Annotated in this window: 22 protein-coding genes; 4 read left to right on the forward strand and 18 right to left on the reverse strand. The window is 55.6% G+C overall.

Annotated elements, in window-relative coordinates; translation table 11 throughout:
* The 3 genes from R0135_RS12590 (at position 1) to R0135_RS12600 (ending at position 2,739) form a co-directional block, all read left to right on the forward strand.
* Positions 1-282 (forward strand): NAD(P) transhydrogenase subunit alpha, encoded by a 282-nt coding sequence (locus R0135_RS12590; RefSeq protein ID WP_008293208.1) that lies wholly within the window; start codon positions 1-3, stop codon positions 280-282.
* Entirely contained in the window at positions 279-1,652 is a 1,374-nt protein-coding gene (locus R0135_RS12595) for an NAD(P)(+) transhydrogenase (Re/Si-specific) subunit beta (RefSeq protein WP_407349919.1), read from the forward strand. The genes R0135_RS12590 and R0135_RS12595 overlap by 4 nt, the downstream gene beginning before the upstream one ends.
* 100 nt (positions 1,653-1,752) lie before the next feature.
* Positions 1,753-2,739, forward strand: coding sequence for a hemerythrin domain-containing protein (locus tag R0135_RS12600; protein WP_407347211.1), 987 nt, complete (start codon positions 1,753-1,755; stop codon positions 2,737-2,739).
* Between the two features lie 29 nt (positions 2,740-2,768).
* Here R0135_RS12600 and R0135_RS12605 read toward each other — a convergent pair whose 3' ends face one another.
* The 3 genes from R0135_RS12605 to R0135_RS12615 are packed head-to-tail and all read right to left on the reverse strand — an operon-like array spanning position 2,769 to position 7,882.
* Positions 2,769-3,242, reverse strand: a complete 474-nt coding sequence (locus R0135_RS12605; protein ID WP_407347212.1) for a MarR family winged helix-turn-helix transcriptional regulator — start codon at positions 3,240-3,242, stop codon at positions 2,769-2,771.
* A 19-nt stretch (positions 3,243-3,261) separates the two neighbouring features.
* Positions 3,262-5,283, reverse strand: coding sequence for a tetratricopeptide repeat-containing sulfotransferase family protein (locus tag R0135_RS12610; RefSeq protein WP_407347213.1), 2,022 nt, complete (start codon positions 5,281-5,283; stop codon positions 3,262-3,264).
* Positions 5,276-7,882: a TonB-dependent receptor gene (locus tag R0135_RS12615; RefSeq protein ID WP_407347214.1), complete on the reverse strand. Its 2,607-nt coding sequence runs from the start codon at positions 7,880-7,882 to the stop codon at positions 5,276-5,278. The genes R0135_RS12610 and R0135_RS12615 overlap by 8 nt, the downstream gene beginning before the upstream one ends.
* Before the next feature lie 224 nt (positions 7,883-8,106).
* On the opposite strand from R0135_RS12615, the gene R0135_RS12620 reads away from it, so the two are divergent.
* Complete coding sequence (locus R0135_RS12620; RefSeq protein ID WP_407347215.1) at positions 8,107-10,104, forward strand: BCCT family transporter; 1,998 nt, start codon at positions 8,107-8,109, stop codon at positions 10,102-10,104.
* Between the two features lie 16 nt (positions 10,105-10,120).
* On the opposite strand, the gene R0135_RS12625 is transcribed toward R0135_RS12620, so the two are convergent.
* The 15 genes from R0135_RS12625 to argS all read right to left on the reverse strand — a co-directional run bounded on the left by R0135_RS12625 (position 10,121) and on the right by argS (position 23,728).
* Entirely contained in the window at positions 10,121-11,854 is a 1,734-nt protein-coding gene (locus tag R0135_RS12625; RefSeq protein WP_407347216.1) for an ABC transporter transmembrane domain-containing protein, read from the reverse strand.
* Positions 11,855-11,883: 29 nt separating this feature from the next.
* Positions 11,884-13,683 carry a mechanosensitive ion channel family protein gene (locus R0135_RS12630; protein ID WP_407347217.1) on the reverse strand — a complete coding sequence of 600 codons (1,800 nt, stop codon included), beginning with the start codon at positions 13,681-13,683 and terminating at the stop codon, positions 11,884-11,886.
* A gap of 78 nt (positions 13,684-13,761) precedes the next feature.
* Positions 13,762-14,508, reverse strand: coding sequence for a twin-arginine translocase subunit TatC (gene tatC, locus R0135_RS12635; RefSeq protein WP_407347218.1), 747 nt, complete (start codon positions 14,506-14,508; stop codon positions 13,762-13,764).
* Entirely contained in the window at positions 14,501-14,854 is a 354-nt protein-coding gene (gene tatB / locus R0135_RS12640; RefSeq protein ID WP_407347219.1) for a Sec-independent protein translocase protein TatB, read from the reverse strand. The genes tatC and tatB overlap by 8 nt, the downstream gene beginning before the upstream one ends.
* A gap of 44 nt (positions 14,855-14,898) precedes the next feature.
* A complete protein-coding gene (tatA, locus tag R0135_RS12645; protein ID WP_407347220.1) occupies positions 14,899-15,114 on the reverse strand; it encodes a twin-arginine translocase TatA/TatE family subunit in 216 nt (71 codons plus the stop codon).
* 82 nt (positions 15,115-15,196) lie between these two features.
* Positions 15,197-15,556, reverse strand: a complete 360-nt coding sequence (locus R0135_RS12650) for a phosphoribosyl-ATP diphosphatase (protein ID WP_407347221.1) — start codon at positions 15,554-15,556, stop codon at positions 15,197-15,199.
* A complete protein-coding gene (gene hisI, locus R0135_RS12655; RefSeq protein WP_407347222.1) occupies positions 15,540-15,947 on the reverse strand; it encodes a phosphoribosyl-AMP cyclohydrolase in 408 nt (135 codons plus the stop codon). Before hisI ends, R0135_RS12650 begins: the two co-directional genes overlap by 17 nt.
* A gap of 42 nt (positions 15,948-15,989) precedes the next feature.
* Positions 15,990-17,624: a ubiquinone biosynthesis regulatory protein kinase UbiB gene (ubiB, locus tag R0135_RS12660; RefSeq protein WP_407347223.1), complete on the reverse strand. Its 1,635-nt coding sequence runs from the start codon at positions 17,622-17,624 to the stop codon at positions 15,990-15,992.
* The gene (locus R0135_RS12665; RefSeq protein WP_407347224.1) at positions 17,624-18,271 is read right to left on the reverse strand and encodes an SCP2 domain-containing protein; all 648 of its coding nucleotides are present in this window, start codon (positions 18,269-18,271) and stop codon (positions 17,624-17,626) included. The genes ubiB and R0135_RS12665 overlap by 1 nt, the downstream gene beginning before the upstream one ends.
* A gap of 2 nt (positions 18,272-18,273) precedes the next feature.
* Positions 18,274-19,023, reverse strand: coding sequence for a bifunctional demethylmenaquinone methyltransferase/2-methoxy-6-polyprenyl-1,4-benzoquinol methylase UbiE (ubiE, locus tag R0135_RS12670; RefSeq protein WP_407347225.1), 750 nt, complete (start codon positions 19,021-19,023; stop codon positions 18,274-18,276).
* 107 nt (positions 19,024-19,130) lie between these two features.
* The gene (locus tag R0135_RS12675; RefSeq protein ID WP_407347226.1) at positions 19,131-19,520 is read right to left on the reverse strand and encodes a gamma-butyrobetaine hydroxylase-like domain-containing protein; all 390 of its coding nucleotides are present in this window, start codon (positions 19,518-19,520) and stop codon (positions 19,131-19,133) included.
* Between the two features lie 6 nt (positions 19,521-19,526).
* A complete protein-coding gene (gene hslU / locus R0135_RS12680; protein ID WP_407347227.1) occupies positions 19,527-20,855 on the reverse strand; it encodes an ATP-dependent protease ATPase subunit HslU in 1,329 nt (442 codons plus the stop codon).
* A gap of 1 nt (position 20,856) precedes the next feature.
* Entirely contained in the window at positions 20,857-21,408 is a 552-nt protein-coding gene (gene hslV / locus R0135_RS12685; RefSeq protein ID WP_407347228.1) for an ATP-dependent protease subunit HslV, read from the reverse strand.
* A 94-nt stretch (positions 21,409-21,502) separates the two neighbouring features.
* The gene (locus tag R0135_RS12690) at positions 21,503-22,039 is read right to left on the reverse strand and encodes an SPOR domain-containing protein (RefSeq protein ID WP_407347229.1); all 537 of its coding nucleotides are present in this window, start codon (positions 22,037-22,039) and stop codon (positions 21,503-21,505) included.
* A gap of 6 nt (positions 22,040-22,045) precedes the next feature.
* Positions 22,046-23,728, reverse strand: coding sequence for an arginine--tRNA ligase (gene argS / locus R0135_RS12695; protein WP_407347230.1), 1,683 nt, complete (start codon positions 23,726-23,728; stop codon positions 22,046-22,048).
* Positions 23,729-23,756 lie beyond the last annotated feature (28 nt).

The raw sequence follows: 23,756 nt of genomic DNA on the forward strand, positions 1-23,756 counted from the left end.
ATGGATGCGATATTCCTGACGTTTATTTTAATGTTGTCGATATTTCTCGGCTTCGAATTGATTACCAAAGTACCCGCAACGCTGCACACCCCGCTTATGTCCGGGGCAAATGCGATCTCGGGCATCACCGTTGTTGGCGCCATAGCGCTGGCGGGTAACGGGCAGCAGGACCTTGCGAATTGGCTGGGTGCGGGCGCAGTGGCTCTGGCTTCTATTAATGTCGTGGGCGGTTATATGGTGACTGACCGAATGCTGGCGATGTTCAAGAAGAGAGGGGGCTGATTGTGGACGTTTCTCCTTTTGTAACTGAGTTGGCTTATGTTGTCTCCGCAGCACTGTTTATCTACGGACTGAAGCTGCTGGGCTCCGCTGCGACTGCGCGTCGGGGTAACACGATATCGGCTGTTGGTATGCTTTTGGCCATCGTTGCTGCACTCCTCGATCAGGGGATTGTGGAGTATCAGTGGATTTTTGCCGGCTTCATTGTAGGCGGTGCCATTGGTGCGGCGGCCTCACGCCTTGTTCAGATGACCTCCATGCCGGAAATGGTGGCGCTGTTCAACGGTTTTGGTGGTCTTGCCAGTCTTCTGGTCGGTGCTGCCGCTATCAGTGCGGACGCGGGTTTGTTCACACTGGTAACAATTGTGTTGTCCATTCTCATTGGTGGTGTGACCTTTACCGGCTCATTGATTGCCTACGGCAAACTGAGCGAAAAGATCTCCAGCGCCGCAGTGCAGTTCAGTGGTCAGCAGGTTGTTAACAGCGTTATTGTGGTCGCCATTTTTGTCAGCGGTTACATGTTCACCCAGAATCCCGAAACGCCACTTTGGCTATTTGTGATGATCGGCCTGTCGCTCGCTTTTGGCATCATGGCCGTGATCCCCATCGGTGGCGCAGATATGCCGGTTGTGATCTCGCTGCTGAACTCCTACTCGGGCCTGGCGGCCTGTGCTGCGGGTTTTGCGATCAACAACAATATTCTGATCGTTGCAGGCTCACTGGTAGGTGCTTCGGGCATCATCCTTACGCAAATCATGTGTAAAGCCATGAACCGCTCATTGTCCAATGTGCTGTTTAGTGGCTTTGCAACCGTGAGCAATGAAGAGACTGTGGTCGAAGGCGAAATCAAGCCTATCTCCGCCGAAGATGCCTATTACATCCTCGAAGCGGCGACAAATGTTGCGATTATCCCGGGCTACGGAATGGCCGTTGCACAGGCCCAGCACGTGGTCAAAGAGCTCACCGAGCTGCTCGAAAAGAACGGCGCGGAGGTCAGTTTTGGCATCCACCCGGTGGCAGGTCGTATGCCGGGTCATATGAATGTACTGCTTGCTGAAGCGGATGTTCCCTATGACCAGTTGCTGGAAATGGATGAGATTAATCCACGTATGGAAAACATGGACGTAGCGATTGTCATCGGCGCTAACGATGTAGTGAATCCTGCGGCCCGTGATGTGGAGTCCTCTCCCATCTACGGTATGCCTGTGATCAACGTGGATCAGGCGCGCACGGTATTTGTACTCAAGCGATCTATGGCTTCGGGCTTTGCTGGCATCGAGAATCCGTTGTTCTACAAGGACAACACACGCATGCTGTTTGGTGACGCCAAGGAATCTATTGGCAGCCTTGTTCGAGAGCTGGGAAATAGCTGAGCTTGATTGGCGCTCCCGGGTCTGTCCCGGGAGCCAGCTTGCTCACATTGTGCTCCCCCGTTAGGCTTGCTCGCTCAATCTTCGGCTAGTGGTGACTTCCATGGCGGTCAGTCAGGCTCGATCGGCATCTGCCAAATCGCGCAGTAATAATTCAGGTCCAGAACCCATGGACCTTCAGGCCTTCGCCGATCAACATCAAAACGACGTCTCCGAAGCGCCTATGCTGGCGGCTCTGCGAGCTGAGCACCGGCACATCGCGAGTGTTCTTGCACTTTTATCTGATCATTTGAACGCCATCGAACGCAGCGAGTTGGTCGATACACATGTGATCTATGAAATTATGGACTACATGGTGACCTGGCCGGATCGCTTTCATCACCCTCGGGAAGACTTGATTTACAGTTATGCGGCCGATGTTGACCAGCGACTTGCACAAGACCGTCGACGTCTTGAGAAAGATCATGATCATATGCTTCGCAATGGCCGGGAGCTGCTGCAGGCCGTGGAAGATTGGCGTCGGGGTGATCTGAGCGGATCTGAGGTGGTGCGACTGGGTCGGGAGTATGTTCAGGCCTCCTACGGACATATGAGTTTCGAGGAGCAGGAAGTGTTTCCAGTGATCGATGCGGTTCTGACCCATGCTGACTGGCGGGAGCTATCCGCAGACGATCAACTCAAGCCTGTGGGTGATCCGGTCTTCGGGCGCCGGGTTCAGCGTGAGTTTCGCAATATGGCGCGTAAGCTGCGTCGTAGCCTGCGCCGCGGGGTTGAGCGACAGGCGGTAGCCGAGTGGGTGAGTATTGAATCTCTGTTTGAAGCCTACGAAGTGCTGAGTATGGCGAATCAAAGTGGACGCGCGATCACCCGAGATCAGTTTATGACAGGGCTGCGGGAGTCCAGCTACATTGTTCTCGATGAACCCCTAAAGTCACCGCTGCTGTGCGCCGCAAACAATGCCCGCCTGACCCTTCAGTGGCTGGATGAAATTCAGGGTGTTTACCGCGACGCGGTGTCCGATCTAATGCGGGTTAATGACGAGCGCAAGGATCGCTTGCGTCTTCTGCGCCGGGCTGGGCGTCCTGGCTAGTAACTGGCACGATCTGACGCGAGATGGCGTTAGTGCAACTCTACATGGTCGGTAAGTACCGGCGCCGCATCCAGGTCCTCGGCATCCATCATCAGGGCGATGCGTTCTAGCGAAGAGACCAGTTGATATTGTTCCCAACGGGGAAGAGCCTCAAAACGACGGGAAAAACTCTCCTGCAAAGGCTTGGGTGCCTCGATTAAAACCTCACGGCCGGCATCAGTAAGAGAGACGTGCACTCGTCGCTTGTCCACACTGCTTCGCTCGCGCTTAAGCAGCTCCCGATCCTCCAGCTTGGATACGATTGCCGTTATCGTTGCCTGACTCAAGCTCACTGCGTTGGCGACCTCAGTTGCTGTCAGGCCGTCGTTGGCATTGACGGCCCGAAGAACCATTAGCTGTGGTGCAGTAATGCCCACGGATCGTCCCAACTTACGGGAATGAATACTGGTCGCACGCAATATGCGGCGAAGGGATACAAGCACGTCATCAAGTAAGTCTGCCATCAGTGAAAATCCGATCTCTTTACTGCGCTTGGTAGTCGAGCGCGCGTTGGAGTGGGCTTAGCCACGGTGCGTAATTCTGCCACTGCTCAACTGAATCGCGAAATAGTGGTTGGCGAACCTGTTCTGACGAGGGAGTGCGGACGGGGCGGTCATTTTCGTAAAAGCGCAAACAGCGTTCTTCAAAGGGTAACCCCAGAAAATCGAGCAGCCTGCGAAGCTCCCCTTCGAAATCCTCGAGTAATGCTTCATGTTGTAAGCGATGGATGCTTCCCGGGAGTACCGAGTTCCAGTGGTCCATGAGGCGCTCGTACTGTCGGTAATAGTGTCCAAGATCTGAAAGCTCGTAGCTAAACTCCTGCCCTTCGGCAAACAGCTGCTTGAAGTTGCTAAAGCAGCAGGCCATGGCCTCTCGCCGAGCGTCGATTATTTTTGCCTCGGGGAGTATGAGCTTGATCAGTCCAATGTGTCGAAAATTATTTGGCATTTTGTCGATAAAGAATGGAGCATCGCCACGGTGTACGCGGGTCTCTTGTATAAAGTCCTTGCCGAGTTGCTGGAGTGATTCGGCGCTGAGGTCCGCCAGAATATCCGGGTAACCGACACCGTCACCGTCTTTGTTGCGTTGGCGGCGCAGCCGCTGGGCAAGGGAGAGTATGTTTGGGAGCTCCCGGGTGCCATCCACCTGGCTGTGAGTGGCAAGAATCTGCTCCAGCAATGTGCTGCCGGCCCTGGGCATCCCAACAATAAAGATGGGGTCGGCAGCCTCAAAGCCCAAGCCCGTCTGAGCGCGGACAAGCTCAGAGCTGACGGTCGCGCACTGAGCATCCACCTCCCGTTCAAAACTTTCACTGCGATAGTTTAGCTGTGCCTTCTTCAAGCTATTTGCCGCGGCGTAATGCTCAAAAGATCGTTCGTACTCTTTTCGGTCTTCAAAGGCTTTACCCAGAGCAAAGGCCAGATAAATACGATCAAGTAGCTGGGGATTACCAGCCAGTTGTGCACCCATGGTTTCAATCTGCGCGTCACTGAAGCTGTAGGTCTTTAAGTTAGCCAGGGCATACCAGGCCTCACCGCCACCTTGCGGCGCCATACAGGCTGCTTCGTAAGAGACAATCGCTTTTGTGCCAGAACCAAGGGTCTTTAGCGCGTGCCCTTTGGACGTGAGGGTGATGGCGTCGCCGGGCAACTTTTCAAGGATTCGGTCAAAGCCCTCTATGGCCTCGTCGTAGTGGCCCAGTTGCAGGAGCTCGATGGCTCTGAGGGATTGAAACTGGAGGTTCTCTGGCGCGCTTTGGAGCAGCAAATCGGCTTGCTTAAGTGACTCCTCGAAACGCTGGCGTTTACTCAGTACCCGGATCAGGTCAATGCGTAGAGCGATGTCCCCGGGTTTGAGCTCGCAGGCACTTTCAAGAAGAAAGTTTGCCTCTTCCAGGGCACCCAGACGTGAGCCGATTTCGGCCAGAAGCCGCATACCCTCGGTGTGCTGGGGCGATTGCATGAGAAACTGCCGGCAAAGTTGCTCGGCTTTGAGTATTCGTCCCTGGGCCAACAAGTCGGTAACCGCCAGCAGTGGCTTTGGCAGCTCTTCTACACGATGGAGTTGGGCCGCAGTAATGCGCGCTTCGGGCTCTCTGCCGGTGCTGCGAAGTAGTGCCAGGCGCTGACGGTAGCTGGCCACCAGTGCCGGATTGGCTCGCAGTGCTTCACCGTAGGCATCTATGGCCGCGGTGGCGTCTCCAGTATCGCGGTAGAGGTGAGCTTGCTCCTGAAGTGCCCGGCCATTACCGGGCTCCATAGCCAGAAGCTTGTGCAGATACTCCTGCGCGGATGCAAAAGAGCGACTCATGCGAGCACACACCGCCGCAAAGTAGAGAGCGTCGCTGTGCTCGGGGTCTCGTTGTAGTTGAGTTTGGAGTAGCTTCAGCGCGTCAGAAATCTTGCCTTTGCGCATGAGCTCCTGGGCTTGAATGCTAACTGGTGCCTCTGTGGCTCCGGGAGAAGTTGCGCCCGGCGATGATGCCGGGCGCTCTGACTCACTCAAAGTTCCAGGTAAAGCGCACACCGCCGGTGAGAGGGCGCGCCAGAGTGACCCGGTTGCGGTCGTTAACAAAGTTGTTGGACAATTCCGCGGCCTCGTTCGTGAGGTTGTCGACGTACACTTCTGCAGTCCACTGGGTGTTAGACACGCCAGCAGTAAAGCCCAGCATCATCCAGGAGTCCAGCGTCTGCCGATTGATCGCGATGATGTCGCTGAAGGACTCATCGGAGTAGGCTAAATGTGGCATGACGTGGGCGCGCAGACCATTGTTAAGGTCCCAGTTGTAGCGGGCGCGAATGGTGGCTTGCAGCTCTGGAGCAAATGCCAGTGAGTCGCCTTTACGCACATCGTTGGTGGGCGTGAGGACCTCGGTTATCTCGGTGTCCAGCATCGAGAAAGACCCGGAAACCACCAGTCCTGGCAGAGACGCCGGAGCCCAATCCACAGACCCCTCAAGACCGAGTACCTCGGCATTGGCAGCGTTGTCCGAGAAGAACAGGTTAGTAATGCTTGGGTCGAAAATCGTGGTCTGGAGTCGCTCAATATCGATAAAGAACAGGCTGCCGTTGAAACGTAGAGACTGATCCAGGAGGTCGAGCTTCCAACCCAGCTCATAGTTGGTCACGTCGTCCGTATCCAGGGCAAAAGGAACCTGATAGCCGTTGGGACCGGCTGCGCCGCCAGGGCGGTTCAGCAGTCCGGGGCGGAAGCCTTCGGACAGCGTCACAAACCAGAGCTGGTCCTGGTTTGGTGTATAGGCAAGGCTCACCTTGCCTATAACGCCGTCAGTTTGCGCCTTGGTCGGCGCGTCGCGTAGCGCCGCTGCAACCTGTGCAGGCGCTTCGTCAATATTGTCCAGCGTGTAGGTTAGCTGCGCGTCTGGATTACAGGTGCCGCGGAATGTGATTTGACCATCGCCGTTGTACAGATCCGAGATGTCTGTACCGAAGGAGTTGGAATCCGGCTGGAACAAGTTACAGAATGACGCGTTGGCGCTGCCTTCCAGTCCTACTTCGATGTCGTACCAGCGTGCCCCTACCGTCAGTGCAAAGCTGTCGGTCAAATCCATGGTGACTTCACCAAAGACACCCATTTGCTCGTCGGTGCGGCGTACATCATTGCGGAAAATCACGCCGTCCGGAAACGGACCCTCATCTGAAATATAGCCGGTGGTGAACGGGAAGTTAGGCGAGAACCCGGTTTGAACGCCGTATCCGTCAATCCGTGTTGATCCCGGGTAGGTGAAGTCGTTGCGCTCAGTAAGCGTCAGATCGCTGTAGAAAGCGCCAACAGTCGCGCGAATGCGACGATCTTCTGCTGTGTTGAGGCGGATCTCATGGGTGGAGACTTCGGTTTCGGTTTTACTGTTTACAAACAGGTCCGGAGCCTGGCAAGTGCCGCTGGGCGCCGCATCACCGGGATAAGATACGGAGCTGTCGCAGATGTAGTAGGGCAGATACTGACCCACAAACAGGTAGTCGGAATAGTCCACCAGCTGATCTGTTTGACGGTCTGTAAAGGCGCCGGAGTACAGTACTTCAAGTTCACCTACACGCCCGGTGAGGGTCCAGGCCGTATTGCTGAACTCGTCGGAGATATTGTCCTGCTGAAAGCGAGTGATCTCGTAGTCACCCAGGTCCGGGTCAGAGAAAAACACACCATCAGAATCAAGCTGTTGTTGCATGTGTGAGACCTGAAGGTCCCAGTCAGCATTGATGGTATAGACACCGGAGAGTCGAAAACCTGCATAGGTCGTATCGTTAAAGTCGTCTTCGGTTCTGGTGCTGTTGTCTGCGTCTATGAAACTCACGCCGGACAGGTCTGCGCCGGCTTGGAAGCCTGCGCGCTGGGCGCTTACGGGTACACCATTGGCGCGCATAGTCCCTTCGGGTCTAAAGCGGGCGCTTTCGCTGGTATTAAGGGTGCCGGCCACGTTATCGACGTAGCCACCCATGCGATCGACATATACCACGCCGCGCAAAGCTAGCTTGTCGGTAACGGGGACGTTGATCATGCCCTCGACGCTGTTACTCATTTCGCCGCCCTGGGTGAAGGCCGTGCCGAGCTTCATTTTGCCGTAGGTGCCACTGAAGTCGGGTTTATTGGTGATCAGGCGAACTGTGCCTGCTTGTGAGCTGGCGCCAAAGAGCGTGCCCTGGGGGCCGGCTAAAACCTCAATGCGATTCATGTCTGCGGCGTATACATCAAGATTTCGACCGGGTTGTGCCAGAGGCTGTTCGTCAAGGTAGAGGGCTACGTTGGGCGACAGTCCGGCAACGCCGGCGGTGGTCAGGTTTGGCGTGGTAGAGGCAACACCTCGGATATAGATAGTGTTTTGTCCCGGACCACTGCCGCCTGCTGTGACACCGGGCAGCTGCACGAGATAGTCGTCGAAGTTGGTAATGCCCAAATCGTTTAGCGTGCTCTCACCCAGCGCCTGCACGGCAAGGGGGATGTCCTGGGTGCTCGCGGAGCGCTTGGTGGCTGTCACGATGACTTCTTCGAGCTGTGCAAAGGCGCTACCGCTGGCGAGGCTTCCGCCTGTGACGCTGGCGATAACCGCTGCGCGGGTGGCGAGTTGAAGCTTGTTACTGGACCGCATGTTGTCTCCCTGACAAAAATAGTGCGTTACAAAAGCGGCGATAGTTTACAGTAAAAGCATTTGTGTTGTTTTCGGCGCGCCGAGAGCTCTTTAAATACCTGATTCATATAGAGTAATTACAAGAAAGGAAGGAAATAATAATTTATAAACAATATATTAATGCTTTGCTGACATTGAATAATCTGCGTACCCTTCCGCCTTACACTTCAGAAGTAAGGATTTAAATGAGTGGTTCGGCCAACGACAAAGCGCCTGTGAGCGGGAACTTTATGGGCTTTAGCGTTGACCGTGGGGTGTTTTTACCGGCGACGGGCATTCTGCTGTTGATGGTGCTAGGTGCGGCAATTGCCCCCGATGCGAGCAATGAATTCTTGCAAGATGTTCAAGCGGCCATCGTTACCTACGCGAGTTGGTACTACGTGCTGGTGGTCGCGATCGTCCTGCTCAGCGTGTTGATTTTTAGCTTCTCGCGTTTTGGCGATATCAAACTTGGACCGGATCATTCGGAGCCTGATTACAGCGCTCTGAGCTGGTTTGCCATGCTCTTTGCAGCAGGTATGGGTATCGGTCTGATGTTCTTTGGCGTTGCTGAGCCTGTGATGCATTTTCTGAAGCCACCACATGGCGACGGCAGTACTGTTGAGGCGGCGGGTCATGCAATGACTCTGACCTACTTCCATTGGGGTCTGCATGCCTGGGCTATCTACGCCATTGTTGCACTTTTGCTGGGCTACTTTTCTTATCGCCACGGCTTGCCCCTGACTATGCGCTCCGCCTTTTACCCATTGATTGGCGAGCGAATTTACGGACCCGCCGGTGCCGCCATCGATGTGTTTGCTATTGTCTGCACCGCCTGTGGTATTGCGACCAGTCTGGGTTTAGGGGTTCTGCAGATCAATGCGGGACTCGAATATCTCTTTGGCATCCCTGTGTCCGTAGGCATACAGGTCTTACTGATTATTGGCACCATGGCCCTGGCCAGTATCTCTGTTGCGATGGGCCTCAACGCCGGTATCAAACGCCTTTCGGAACTCAATATCGCCCTGTCGGTACTACTGTTAATCGGGGTGCTCATCGCCGGCCCGACAATTCTTATCCTCGGTGCAAGTCTGGAGTTTCTCGGTATTTATGTCAGCGAGCTGGTAAGTAAGACCTTTACGCTCTATGCCTACGATCCCACTGACTGGCTTGGCGGCTGGACGATTTTTTATTGGGGTTGGTGGCTCAGTTGGTCTCCCTTTGTCGGTTTGTTTATTGCGCGTATCTCCCGGGGACGGACCATCCGTGAGTTCACCTTCGGCGCGATGCTTGTGCCCTGTGGCTTTACGTTGTTGTGGATGGGCGTTTTTGGCAACAGCGCGATTGATCTGATCCTCAACCAGGGTGCACAGGAGCTGGGACAAGCGGTCTCTGCCAATCAGGCGGTCGCGCTGTTTCGTTTTTTTGAGTACCTGCCATTTTCGACATTTTTGTCCGGCGTCAGTCTGTTGATGATTGTGGTGTTTTTTGTCACCTCTGCCGATAGCGGTGCACTGGTACTCAATATGTTGTCTGCCAATGGACGGGACGACACGCCGGTACTGCAGCGCGTGTTCTGGGCCGCTGTTATCGCTGCCATCGCTGCCGTGCTGCTGATCGCCGGAGGTCTGTCATCGCTTCAGACTGCGGCTATCGCCAGCGCCTTACCGTTTTCTGTAGCCCTGCTGGGCGCAATCTGGGGCTTTGCCCGGGCTCTGTCTTTGGATGCATCTCAGCGCAGTGCCCAAAGCGTATCCCCAGCCTCCGGTGCCGACGGTGATTGGCGCAGTCGACTGTCGAATCTACTGGACTTTCCCGCGGACCAAAGTGTTCGCCAGTTTCTTCAGGATCAGGCGGCGCCGGCCTTACGGGAGTTTGCCCAGGAGCTGAAAAGTCATGAGGTAGCAGCCAGGGTGACAGAGCAAAACAATGATCAGCCCTCGGTGCGTATGGAAGTGCTCAACGGTGGTGAAATCGATTTTGTTTATGAAGTGCGGAGTCGCGTGCATGCCATGCCTGATGAGCGCCTGGCGGGTGAAGCGATCTCATCCATGGCGGAGGGAGATCGTTACTACCGGGCCGAAGTGCACTTGTCTCAGGGTGGGCAGGATTACTGCATTATGGGCTGGACCCGAGAACAGATTTCGCACGATGTACTCAGTCAGTACGAGAACCACCTGCACTTTCTAACCACCTTGCGATAACTCCCAAGGCCGTGGTTTAGGCGGTTTCATTGCGAAACTGCAGCTTGGCAAGTCGTGCATACAATTCAGAGCTTTGCAGTAGTTCCTCATGAGTGCCTGTGGCCACGACTTTGCCCTCATCCAGCACAGCGATGCAATCCGCATCCCGGATCGTTGCCAGACGATGCGCAATGATCACCGTGGTGCGTTCGTGCATGAGTTCACTGATCGCTCGCTGTACCTGATGTTCACTCTCTGCATCCAGCGCGCTGGTCGCCTCATCAAGTAACAGTACTTTGGGATCTGTGAGCATGGCACGAGCAAGGGCAATGCGTTGCCGCTGACCTCCGGATAATCTCACGCCTTGTTCCCCGAGATAGCTGCCGTAGCCTTGAGGTAGTGCCTCAATGAACTCGTGCGCATGAGCTCGGCGAGCGGCGGCCTGTATTTCTTCATCGCTGGCATCGGGCTTTCCGTAGGCGATGTTGTAGCGAACATCTGCACTGAATAGCGTCGGCTGCTGAGGCACGATGGCAAGGTTTGAACGCAGTTGTGCTAACGACATCTCCCGAAGATCGATGCCATCAAGTAAAAGAGCACCACTTTGCGGATCATAAAATCGCTGCAGTAGTTCAAACAAGGTGGTTTTCCCGGCGCCGGATGGTCCCACCAGTGCCAGGCTTTTTCCGGCTTCGATGGTCAACGACACATGGTCTAAAGCGAGCGTGTCGGGACGCGAGGGATAACTGAAAGAAACATCTCGAAGCAGCATCGCGGGATTTTTGGAGATGGACTCCCGGTCACCAATATCGGCAAGCGCGCTGTCGGTTTCTATGAGCTCCAAAAGGCGTTCTGTGGCACCCGCGGCCCGCTGCACATCGCCCCAGACTTCTGAAAGCGTGGCAAATCCCGAACCGACCATCACTGCATAGAACATAAAGGCCGCCAGTTCGCCGCCGGTGATGGCCCCACTGATAACATCATGTCCCCCGGAGTACATCATGGCGATCATGCCGCCAGAGAGAATGATGATCGCCATGGCTATGAGTAACGCCCGCTGGCGTATGCGGGATCGAGCAATGACAAACGCCTTCTCTACTTCTGCATCAAAGGCGTCTGATTCTGCGCTTTCGCGATTAAAGCCCTGCACCGTGCGAATGTTTTGAATGATCTCGCCGGCATAGGAGCCAACACTGGCAACACTGTCCTGACTGCTGCTGGAGAGCGTACGAACCCGACGACCAAAAATCATCACAGGCAAGAGCACCATGGGAACAGTGGCAACAATAATTAAGGTCAGCTGAAAGTTGGTGATGAGCATCATGATCACCGCGCCCGTGAGGGTCAGCGAGCTGCGCAGTGCCATACTCATGGAGGAGCCGATGATTGTTTGTAAAACAGTGGTATCAGCGGTTAAACGCGACATTATCTCGCCGGAACGATTCTCTTCAAAAAATCCCGGATGTAAGCGCACGATATTGCGAAAAACAGCGCTTCGAAGGTCAGCACTTACGCGTTCTCCCAGCCAGGAGACCAGGTAAAAACGGAAAAAGGTACCAATGGCGATTGCCGTAGTGATGAGCATCACAACACCCACCGCTTCGCCCAGAGCCCCGGGGTCATTACCGCCAAAGCCGCGGTCGATGAGTATCTGAATACCTTTGCCCAGGGTGAGCGTTGCCCCCGCGGTAAACACAAGCGCTATCGCTGCAGCCACAAGTCGCCAGCGATAGGGAGACAATCGAACAATCAGGGCCCTCAGTGGGCCCATGGTAGAGCTGGCTTTTTCCTCTGGAGTATTCAGGACGGGTGCCCTCGTCTCGGGAGGTCAATGGTCTCGCGCAATGCCGCTTTTTCGGCTTCGGTGTAATCCGGGAAAGGCAGCGTCTCTTCGGCCTTCCAGCTTTCGAGCTGTGACTGCACTTCGGCCATTTTTTCATCCGATGCCCGATAAAAGTCCCGAACCTGTAAAACCTGACCCGGACCACTGAACACCGCACCCGCTGCGTGTACCAATTCGATCATTCGCAGGTTCAGGTCCTCGGCTGTGGCAAGAAAGTATTGGTAGTCCGTAGTGCTGATTCCGGCGTCTATGCGAATCACCGCGTTAGCGGCGGCCACTTTCTCCAGACGAATGCTCACGGTTTCCTGCATCACATCGGCGTGGGACAGGAACAGTTCTCGAAGTCTTCCAAGGATTACCCTGAGCTGATCGGCTGTGGCCATCTGCAGTTCAATATGCTGGTAATAACGAATTCGGTCACGATGACTGAAGTTTTCTACCTCTACCGATGAGAAGACGGAGTTAGGTACGGCCAGCATGGTGCGGTTGAGCGTTCGGATCATGGTTGAGCGAAGCCCGATCTCCTCTACGACACCGACGATGTTGCCAAAGCGACACAGATCGCCGGGGTTGACTGGCCGTGCTGTGTACAGCGTGATTGCTCCGATGACGTTCTCCAGAGTCTTTTGCGCTGCCAGTGCAACAGCGAGAGAGCCAACGCCCAGACCAGCAATAATAGTCGACATGTTGTAGCCAGCGCGCTCAGCCCAGACCAGACCTATCACCATAAGCATTACAAACTTGACGATGGTCGTAAAAGGCTTGAGCAGGGCGACATATTGCCGATTGCCCGCGCGCTCCAGGCGCCTGATGTTGTAGTCCCGAAGCAGAGAAATAGCGCCAAGAAGAAGAATCGAAAACGCAACGTAATCCAGACCGGAAGAGTTGAGATAAACCCTGGCCGTTAAGGATAAAGCCAGTTGGTCCATGAGCATGCGGAAGAACGCCAGAAACAAAAAGATTCGCAGCGAGCCTCTAAAGAAGCTCTCAATACCCAGAGGGAAGCGATTGGGTATCAGCAGCACTACTCGCATCAAGAGGTAGCTTGCCAATAAAGAGAGGTACCAGGCGGCGACCAGAAAAATAGCGCCTGCGATGAGTTGCCAACTTTGTAGTCCGGCGACCGTGTAGTTTGGAAGGTGTGTTTCAAGCCAAACGGCAAGGGGGCCGTAACCCAGGTCAGCCCACAGGTCGGGAATCTGGGCAACGCTGGCGTTGGAAATCTTCCAAATCTTGTCGCCCTGGCCATCGGGAATCCGCTGCAAGTAGATAGGCACCGCGTCGCCGTTATCTTTCGTAACAAATCCAAGGAGATCGCGGTACGCGGGCAGGCCGTCATCAAGCATGCCCTCGGGCAGATCGCTCATTTCAGTGATGTCTATGATGTTCTGCTGATTGAAAACAATGCGCAGCGCATTCATAAGATCAGTTGGTGGCCAGTCTTCGAAGTCATCCGGCAAATAACGCGTGTCCAGATAGCTTGCGGCCCTTTCCATGTCCTGGCGTTGGAAGGCATCTGACATCACAACGAGTAACTGAAGGGGTGTACGCGGGAGCTCCTCGTTTCCGGCAAGCTCTGCGGTTTTTTCCCTGATGAGCTCTTCGGCCTTCTTTTCGGACTCCAGAACTTCGCGCATGTTGGTGACTTCAGCCGCGTCTTCTGCAGAGTTTTGTGTTTCTTCCTGTGCCCAAAGCAAGCTGGGACTTAAAAGCGCTAGCACAAGACTCAGGCAGGCAGCAGATAGGACTCTATTCATCGTGATGTGTCCGAAACTAAAGATGGTAATGGTGATCGACAGTGTAGCGCCCTGGAAGGTGCGCTCAAGCTGCGATATTTATTGTTCTTGTTGTGACTTTCGCTTCAGTAATAGCCGCCCAGCGATGACACCGGCTTCAAACAGCAGCCACATAGGGATCGCGAGCAAGGCCTGAGAAATGACGTCTGGCGGGGTAAGCAACATGCCGAAAACAAAGCATCCGACAATGATGTATGGCCGTTTGCGACCTAAGTCTTCGGGTGTTGTGATTCCAGCCCATATAGCGATAAGCGCTGCGATGGGTATTTCAAAAGCTAAACCAAAAGCAAAAAACAGCTTGAGCACGAAGTCCAGGTAACGGTTGATATCCGTCATGATGGCGATGTCGTCTGGTCCTACGCTGGTAAAAAACGCAAAGATCAGCGGAAAAACAACAAAGTAGGCAAAGGCCGCGCCGAAGTAAAACAGCAACACTGAGCTTGCAAGTACCGGCAGCGCAAAACGTTTTTCCTGACGATACATGCCTGGTGCAATAAACGACCAGATCTGGAACAAGACGTAGGGAATGGCGATGAAGAGCGCGGTAAACAGCGTGAGTTTGAAGGGGGTAAGAAACGGCGAGGCGACGTCTGTGGCGATCATGGTCGCGTTGTCTGGCAGCAACTCCCGCAAGGGTTTTGAGACAAAGCCATAGATGTCGTTGGCAAAGGGAAACAACACAATAAAGACTATGAGCACGGCAAGAATCGACCGCAAAAGCCGATCCCGCAGCTCGGTAAGATGCGCGATAAGCGGTAACGGAGTGTCTTCTGCGCTGTCAGTCACCGGATTTGTTATCCGCTTGGGTTGTGTCGCTGGGCTCTTGGGCTTCTGTGCTGCCAGCGGTGCCGGAGATATCCGGCACGTTCAGGCCAGCCACAAAATCTGAACTCAGGGCTTTAGTCTCTTTGCGTAATTCTTCGCCAGTATCGCGCAGGCTCCGCAGATCCTTCATCACTGCGTCGTTGTGTAGCTCCTGCTGAACTTCCTGCTTGATGTCGTTAAATCCACGCCGGATGCGGTTGAGCCAGGCGCTTGCCGTGCGAACAGCATCGGGCAAGCGCTCCGGCCCGATCACGATCAGGGCGACGACACCGATAATCAAAAGTTCGGCAAAGCCGATATCAAACATACGAGGCTACTGTTTTGTTAAATGATTAGAGCGGCGACTAAAAACTAAACGTCACTCTTTTCCTTTGTATTTTCACTGGTGTCGGACTCATCGTCTTCGCCAGCCTTGTCAGCACCCTCATCCTGCATGCTGCTGCGAAAGCCCTTCACCGCGCTGCCAAGGTCTGAGCCCAGGCTGCGTAAACGCTTGGTGCCGAAGAGCATGACCACGATGGCGAGAATAATAAGTAACTGCCAAATACTAATTCCACCCAATCCCATGACTATCTCCTTTTACTGCAGCAGGCTGTCGGTGTGATTGGCCTGCTACTTATGAAATTCCTGATTCTGTTTGCGCTCGTGTCTAAGACCTGGTTCGTGTGGCCTTCTCAATATGACCCGACAATCCAAAACGCTCTTCTAAAATTACCAGCACATCTGCTGATGACAGATTCTGCTGCGCCAGCAAGACCATGGTGTGGAACCAAAGGTCCGCTACTTCACCCAGCAGGGCATCCTGGCCCTCTGCGCCTTTGCAATCTTTGGCCGCAATAATAACTTCCGCCGCCTCTTCGCCAACCTTCTCGAGGATCTTGTTGAGACCCTTTTCGTAGAGGCTCGCTACATAGGAGCTGTCGCCGGACGCGGTTCTACGCTCCTGAAGAACACTATCCAGAGCACCTAGAACCTCGTTATTCGCTGCCTCTTTAGCTACCTGTTTCATAAATCTCTTTCGGGTCCTTAAGCACCGGCTCTACCGTTTGCCACTCGCCGTCTGTCAGCTCGCGGTAGAAACAATGTTCCCTACCCGTGTGACAAGCCATCCCTCCAAGCTGCTCTACCTCCAGCAGGAGAGTGTCTCCATCGCAGTCCAGACGAAGCGCTTTGAGCCGTTGGGTGTTTCCTGAGCTCTCGCCTTTGCGCCACAGTGCCTGGCGGGACCGGGACCAATACACCGCGCGACCTTCTTCGACGGTACAGCGCAAAGACTCTGCGCTCATCCAGGCCATCATGAGTACCTTACCGGTCTTCCAGTCTTTTGCTATCGCAGGAACAAGGCCGTCTTTGTTCCACAGGACCTCATCGATATAGCTTGGACTGTCTGAATCTTTCATTAGGCGCGGGATTATCGCATAAGCTGGGGCAGACGCAGCGATCTAGACGCTCTGGCTTGGCCAGGCGAGTCCCGCAGCCACGGCCAGTAAAAGCCAGCTCACGGGAGGCGCTTGCTCAAGCATCTGTCGCACTGGCGGAAGTGCTGCGCTGGCGGCGAGCACACATACCATGGCCGCGAGGTATCGACGTCGCGCTCGGGTATGGCTTTTTCGACGGTTTTCACGCTCTGCGACGAGTAGCTGGGCATTGCGCTTCTGATCGCCCCGCTGACTCTGGAGATTTTCCATGAGCGCTTCGGGCAGCTGCGGCAGCTGCTCCAGCCAGGTTGGGGCGTGCTGCTGCAAGCGTTTAATCATGCTCTGGGGGGAGTAGCGTTCATTCACCCATTTCTCGAGGAAGGGCATGGCGGTGTCCCAAAGATTCAGCTGTGGATAGAGCTGACGGCCAAGACCCTCAATGTTGAGGAGGGTCTTTTGCAAGAGCACCAGTGAAGGCTGCACCTGCATATCGAAGCGGGCTGCGGTTTGAAACAAGTAGACCAGCAACTGCCCGAAAGAGATCTCGGCGATAGGACGCTCAAAAACCGGCTCGCAGACAGCGCGCATTGCCGACTCAAAATCCTGCACACGGGTATCCGGTGGTACCCAGCCGCACTCTACATGCAGCTGCGCAACTTCGTGGTAGTCCCGGCGGAAGATCGCCAGGAGATTGCGTGCCAGATAATACTGATCTGCTTCGCTTAAGGAGCCGATGATGGCGCAGTCAATGGCGATGTAGCGCGGGTCCCTGGGGTCTGAGGCGTCGACAAAGATGTTCCCGGGGTGCATATCGGCATGGAAGAAGCTGTCTCGAAAAACCTGGGTAAAGAAAATCTCTACGCCGCGTTCGCCCAGTACTTTCAGGTCAACCTCTTTGGCTCGTAAGGCGTCTATATCGGTGACTGGAATGCCGTAAATACGCTCCATTACCATGACATTGCGACGGCTATAGTCCCAGAAAACCTCAGGTACATAAACCAGAGCGCCATCGGCAAAGTTGCGCCGCAGCTGTGATGCGTTCGCCGCCTCTCGCCCCAGATCCAGCTCGTCCAGGATCGTGTGTCGGTAGTCCCGCACTACCTCTACCGGTCGCAGTCGCTGACCGTCTTTGAGCCAGCGCTCAATAAAGCGCGCGATCATGGCCAGCAAGGCCATGTCTTTGCGAATCACCGGCTCGATGTCCGGGCGAATAACTTTGACCACCACCTCGCGACCGTCCCGGGTCCGGGCGCTGTGTACCTGCGCCACAGATGCCGAGGCCAGCGGTTCGCGATCAAAACGTTCAAACAGCATGGAAACATTGCCGCCCAGCGCTGTTTCGATAAGGTCTACCGCGATCTGGGAATCAAACGGAGGTACCTGGTCCTGCAGGAGCGCGAGTTCGTCGGCGATGTCAGTGGGCAGCAAATCCCGGCGAGTAGACAGCATCTGGCCGAACTTGATAAATACCGGACCGAGCTCTTCTAACGCCCGACGCAGGCGCTCGCCCCGGGTGCCTTCGCAACTACCGATACGCCAGGGGTTGAGTCGGAGCAGGGGGCTAATTACGCGATGCCGAGCTTGCTCAGGGAGTAGTTCGTCCAAGCGGTAGCGTCCCGCTACGCGCATGATTTCGATGCTGCGAAGGAGGCTGGACATCAGGCGGGGCGCAGGCGCTCTAGGCGCAGTCGCAGGCGTTCTACACGCTGCGCAAGACGCTCGCTGCGTTCGCTAAGATGTTGCACGTCCTCGTAAAAATGCTCCAGAGCGAGTCTGGGCGGGGCAAGACGTGCTTCTTCGATGGCGAACTCTTCCAGTTGCCGCCGGAGGTTGTCGCCGGATTGCCGCGACCAGTGAAACGCAGCGCTAAGCATGCCCGCCAACTGATGGCCCGCAACATCGCCAAGGCCAGACACCAGCGGCGCCTCCCAATCAATATCCAGATCATTAAAGACCCGCTGCATATCAAGGAGCGTGCTGCTATTACCCTCTAACTGAATGCCGCCATTGATGAGCGCCGCTGCAGGATCTGCGGCTTGAGCCAGGCTTGCAAAATCCTGGGCTGTGCCGGTCACCCGCGTTGCCACAGGGCCATCATGAACACCCTGCAGGCGCAGCTCACCGTTCGCTTCACTGTGAATATAAAGAGTAATCGCCGGACGTGTGCACTCAAGCGCTAACACTCGTCCTGCGATAGGCTTGAGCGCTTCAATGCTGTGGGGCGACAGGCGCAGTGCTGCATTGGCGGCAGCTTCTGCGGCGGCCAATCCCGCAGTATGGAGCGTGGGCATACGAATATCAGACATGCCTAGCTTTTGAAACCGCGATGAACCGCGACTACGCCGCCGGTCATATTGTGGAAGTCACAGCGGGCAAATCCCGCGTCTTCCATCATTTGTTTGAGTGTTTCCTGATCCGGATGCATGCGGATGGACTCTGCCAGATACTGATAGCTCTCGGCGTCACCGGCGACCAGTCTGCCCATAAAGGGTAGAACACCAAAGGAATAGGCATCGTAGGCTTTGCTCAGCAGAGGGTTGCGTGGTTTTGAAAACTCCAGCACCAGCAGACGGCCGCCGGGCTTGAGTATGCGCAGCATGGAGCGCAGAGCCAGATCCTTGTCGGTGACATTGCGCAGCCCAAAGGCGATGGTGATGCAGTCAAAGTGATCGTCCGGGAAGGGCAAAAACTGCGCGTCGGCCTGCACATAGTGAAGATTGCCGCGCACCCCCATGTCCAGCAGACGATCCCGGCCCACGCGTAGCATGCTGGCATTAATATCGGCGAGTACGACTTCGCCCTCGTCCCCCACCATGGGTGCAAACTTGGCAGCCAGGTCGCCGGTGCCTCCGGCAATATCCAGGACGCGGTTTCCGCGCCGCACACCGGACAGCTCGATGGTGAAGCGTTTCCATATGCGGTGAACCCCCGCAGACATCAAATCATTCATGACGTCGTAGCGACTGGCTACCGAATCAAAAACGCCCCGAACCATACCGGCCTTTTCGTCGGTTTTGACGTCGCGGTAACCAAAGTGCGTAGTGTCTTCTTCGCTCATGCTCTGCATCCCAACTGCGAGGGCGCATTGTAGCTTGTCGTGTCCTTGGAAACAGTCCTTGTGAAGATCGATTGTCAGCCCGGATTGCTTGCGACTTTGAGGGCGATTTAAGGCTCGAAGTGCAAAACCTGCGTGTGGGGATCCCGAGACGCGCCGGCTTCGGTCATATCATCCAGGTATGCCTGCCAAAGCTCGCTCTGTTGAGAGCACAGACGATAAAGGTAGTCCCAGGAATACAGGCCGCTATCGTGGCCGTCGTCAAACACCAGCTGTAAGGCATAGTGACCCACGGGCTTTATATCGATGACGCCCACGTCACGCTTGCCAGTTTGCAGAACTGCCTGCGAGGCGTGATGTCCCCGCACCTCGGCGGAGGGTGAGTACACCCTCAGATACTCCCAGCTAAGGCTGTAGCTCTGGGCGTCGGGGTAATCAAGCTCCAGAACGCGCGATTGTTTGCGCAGACGGATGTTGATCGGGCGGGGAGAGTCACTCATGGCTGATCAGAGAATGAATCTGGACAGATCTTCATCCATGACCAGATCAGAAAGTTGTGAATCGACATAAGCGGCATCGACTGCCAGAACGCTTGCGCTGAGACCGTCATCGGCAGCGCTGAAGGACGCGTCTTCCAGAAGTCGCTCCATCACCGTGTGCAGACGCCGGGCGCCAATATTTTCGGTACTCTCATTAAGTTGCCAGGCAAGTTCGGCGATGCGCCCGATGCCGTCCTTGGTGAACTCCAAAGTCATGCCCTCGGTTGCCAGCAGCGCCGAATACTGCCGTGTCAAAGCAGCATCTGGCTCCACAAGAATACGGCGAAAGTCCTCCGGCGATAGCGCTGCAAGCTCTACGCGGATGGGCATTCGACCCTGCAGTTCCGGGATCAGGTCCGATGGCTTGGATAGATGAAACGCCCCCGAGGCGATAAACAGAATATGGTCTGTTTTGATCATTCCGTACTTGGTGCTGACCGTGCAACCTTCGATCAGCGGCAGCAAATCCCGCTGAACGCCTTCACGAGACACGTCTGCGCCAGCGGTTTCGCCGCGCTTTGCTACCTTGTCCAGCTCGTCGATAAATACGATGCCGTTTTGTTCGGCTGCCTGCAGGGCGCTTTGTTTGATGTCATCTTCATTGACCAGTTTGGCTGCCTCTTCATCGCAAAGCGCTGCAAGTGCTGCCTTGATGGGCAGTCGGCGCGTTTTGGGCTGGGAGCGAGCCATGTTGGAGAACATGCTTTGAAGCTGGCTGGTCATTTCTTCCATGCCCGGCGGCGCACTGATCTCGACGTTGCTTGGTGTGGATAGTTCAAGGTCGATCTCTTTTTCGTCCAGATCGCCCTCCCGGAGCTTTTTACGTAACAGCTGACGCGTGCCATCGCCCTGACCTGCCGCGTCGCCCTTGGGGTCTCGGGCGCCGGGTAGCAAAATATCAAGAATGCGTTCTTCTGCGGCTTCTTCGGCTCTAAAACGCATCTTTTCGATGGCCTGCTCACGAAGCATCTTTACCGACATTTCTACAAGATCACGCACGATAGACTCAACATCGCGCCCAACATAGCCAACTTCGGTGAATTTAGTGGCTTCTACCTTTACGAAGGGCGCGTTAGCCAGCTTGGCGAGGCGACGTGCAATTTCGGTCTTGCCCACGCCCGTAGGGCCAATCATCAGGATATTTTTGGGCGTAATTTCGGCGCGCAGGGTTTCTTCTACCTGCATGCGTCGCCAGCGGCTGCGCAGGGCATTGGCTACGGCGCGCTTGGCGTCCTGCTGGCCAATAATGTGCTTATCCAACTCGTGGACAATCTCCCGGGGAGTCATGTTTGACATGTTATTGATCCGTCTCGTAGTCGAGCTGCTCGATGGTGCGCTGCTCATTGGTGTAGATGCAGATGTCCGCGGCGATGCCCAGACTTTTTTCAACGATCTCGCGGGCACTGAGCTCGGTGTTGTCCAGCAGAGCCATCGCCGCAGCCTGAGCAAATGAACCACCGGAGCCGATGGCGATGAGATTGTTTTCGGGCTCGATGACATCACCGTTGCCGGATATAACCAGGGAGGTTTCTTTGTCGGCAACCGCGAGCAGTGCTTCGAGCTGGCGCAGGGACCGCTCGGTACGCCAGGCTTTTGCAAGCTCTACCGCGGCACGAACGAGTTGCCCGTTATGTTTTTCCAGCTGGGCTTCAAATAGCTCAAACAGGGTGAAGGCGTCGGCAGTACCGCCGGCAAAGCCTGCCAGCACCTGATCCTTGTAAAGACGACGTACTTTTCGGGCGTTGCCCTTCATGATGGTGTTGCCCATGGAGACTTGTCCGTCTCCGCCAACGACAACGCTGTTGCCCCGGCGCACACATAAAATGGTGGTGCCTCTGAATTGTTCCACGGTGATTTCCTTGGCGCGTGAGTTCGAGTTATGGGGGCGTGGTGCGTAACTTCAAGCGCTGATGCCCTGTCGACCTTGGGCAGGCCGGGCGCCTCTAGCCGCGATTGCGCTGAATCAGAAGCGTGTCGATGTCTTGCTGAGCCGTCATGCTGCGCGCTTTGGCCATGGCCGAACGACTGTCAAAAGGTCCCAGAACGACGCGAAACCAGCGTCCGGTGTCACCTTGGGTATCTTCCACGCGAGGATTAAGACCCAAAAGTAATAGCTCTCCGCGACGACGGTCGGCATCTGCGGCCTGGCGAAAAGAGCCCGCCTGCAATAAATATTGCTTCCCGGTGCCTGCGCTGCGGGGCTTGGGAATGTCCGCCGGGTCTACATCCACGGTCATTTCCTGATTGGGCAGGACCTCAAAAAATTCGTACTCCGGTTCTACTGTTGTCACCGAGGGACCTGACGCCACTTGCGGGACCGGCTCGGCTCCGCCCTCAGGTGGCAAGGTGACGAGATACAGCATGAACGCGAGGAACAAACCGCTAGCCACGCCTGCCCCGTACCAGCGCAGACCACTGCCGCTTTGGCTGGGCGCATTCTGGCGGCTGGCGCCGCGACTGCTTTTTCGCTGCTGTGCCATAAAGGCTTACATACTCTCTGGCGCAGATACGCCCAGCAGGTCCAGGCCATTGGCAATAACCTGGCCTACGCCCGATGTGAGTGCGAGTCGGGCGCTGCGTAGCTCAGCGTCATCGACAAGCACTTTGTGGGCGTTGTAGTACGCATGAAACTCTCCGGCAAGCTCACGCAAGTAGTTGGCGATCTGCTGGGGCTCGGCGCTGGCTCCGGCTCTGACGACAATCTCGGGAAAGCGGGCAAGCTGCTTGAGAACTTCGATTTCCTGCGATTCCACCAGACGCTCCAGTGCAACCGTCTCCAGGTTGAGGTCAACAGAGAGTCCTTGCTCAAGGAATTTGCGTCGCACGCTGCAAACTCGCGCGTGGGCGTACTGAATGTAGAACACCGGGTTGTCATTGGACTGCGATAGCGCCAGGTCGATATCGAAAGTGAGCTGGGAGTTGGGAGAGCGCGCCACCAGAAAGTACCGCGTGGCATCGCGTCCCACTTCATTAATCAGATCACGCAGGGTGAGATAGCTGCCGGCACGCTTGGACAGCTTGACCTCCTGTCCGTCGCGCATCACCGTCACCATCTGATGCAGAACGTACTCCGGCCAGCCTTGGGGGATACCTTCGCCCAAAGCCTGCAAGCCGGCGCGAACCCGGGTGACGGTGCTGTGATGGTCTGCGCCCTGTTCGTTGATGACCCGCTCGAATCCGCGGCGCCATTTGTTGAGGTGGTAGGCAACGTCCGGCAAAAAATAGGTGTATCCACCATCTTGCTTGCGCATCACCCGGTCTTTGTCGTCACCAAAGTTGGTGGTGCGCAGCCACAGAGCGTCATCCTGAACGTAGGTGTTGCCACTTTCTATGAGGCGCTCGACGGTAGTTTCTACTTCGCCGGATTCGTACAGCGAAGACTCAAGAAAAAAGACATCGAAAGCCACGCCAAAGCTCTGCAGATCCAGATCCTGCTCCCGGCGTAACCAGGCCACGGCAAATTCACGAATGGCAGCAAGGTCATCCGCATCACCGGCTGCAGTAACAGATTTGTCGCTGGCCTCTACGCTCTCACCGGCAAGATAAGCCTGAGCAAGCTCCGTAATATAGTCCCCTCGATATCCATCATCGGGCCAGCCCTCGTCGTCGGGACTCATGCCCTTGCAGCGAGCCTGTACCGAGAGGCCTAGATTATTGATTTGAGCGCCGGCATCGTTGTAGTAGAACTCGCGAACCACTTCCCAGCCACAGGCATCCAAAATACGCGCAAGCGTGTCGCCCACGGCAGCACCGCGTCCGTGACCCACGTGGAGTGGGCCCGTGGGATTGGCCGAGACAAACTCCACCTGCACCTTGCGTCCGGCGCCGCTGTCGTTATGCCCGAACTTGGCGCCCTGGCGAAGCACCTGCTGGAGGACGGCAGCTTGGCTATCTTTGGATAAAAAGAAGTTGATAAAGCCCGGGCCTGCGATCTCTGTGCGATCGATCGCTGTGTTCTCGGGTAGGGCATCGCAAATCGCCTGGGCAAGCTCCCGAGGCGGCATTTTTAAAAGTTTGGCTGCAGCTAAGGCGATGTTGCTGGCAAGATCACCATGGGCGGCGTCGCGAGTGCGCTCTACCTGAATCGCCGGTGCGCTGATCTCGGCACCTCGTGCGCTAATGATGGTTTGTAGTGCCTCACCTAGAAGTGCGGCAACGGTATCTTTCATGAACTGGTTCCGTAGACGATGCGCCGCA

Origin of the sequence: Congregibacter variabilis, from assembly GCF_045689235.1 — a bacterium.
In the GTDB taxonomy this organism is placed as follows: domain Bacteria; phylum Pseudomonadota; class Gammaproteobacteria; order Pseudomonadales; family Halieaceae; genus Congregibacter; species Congregibacter variabilis.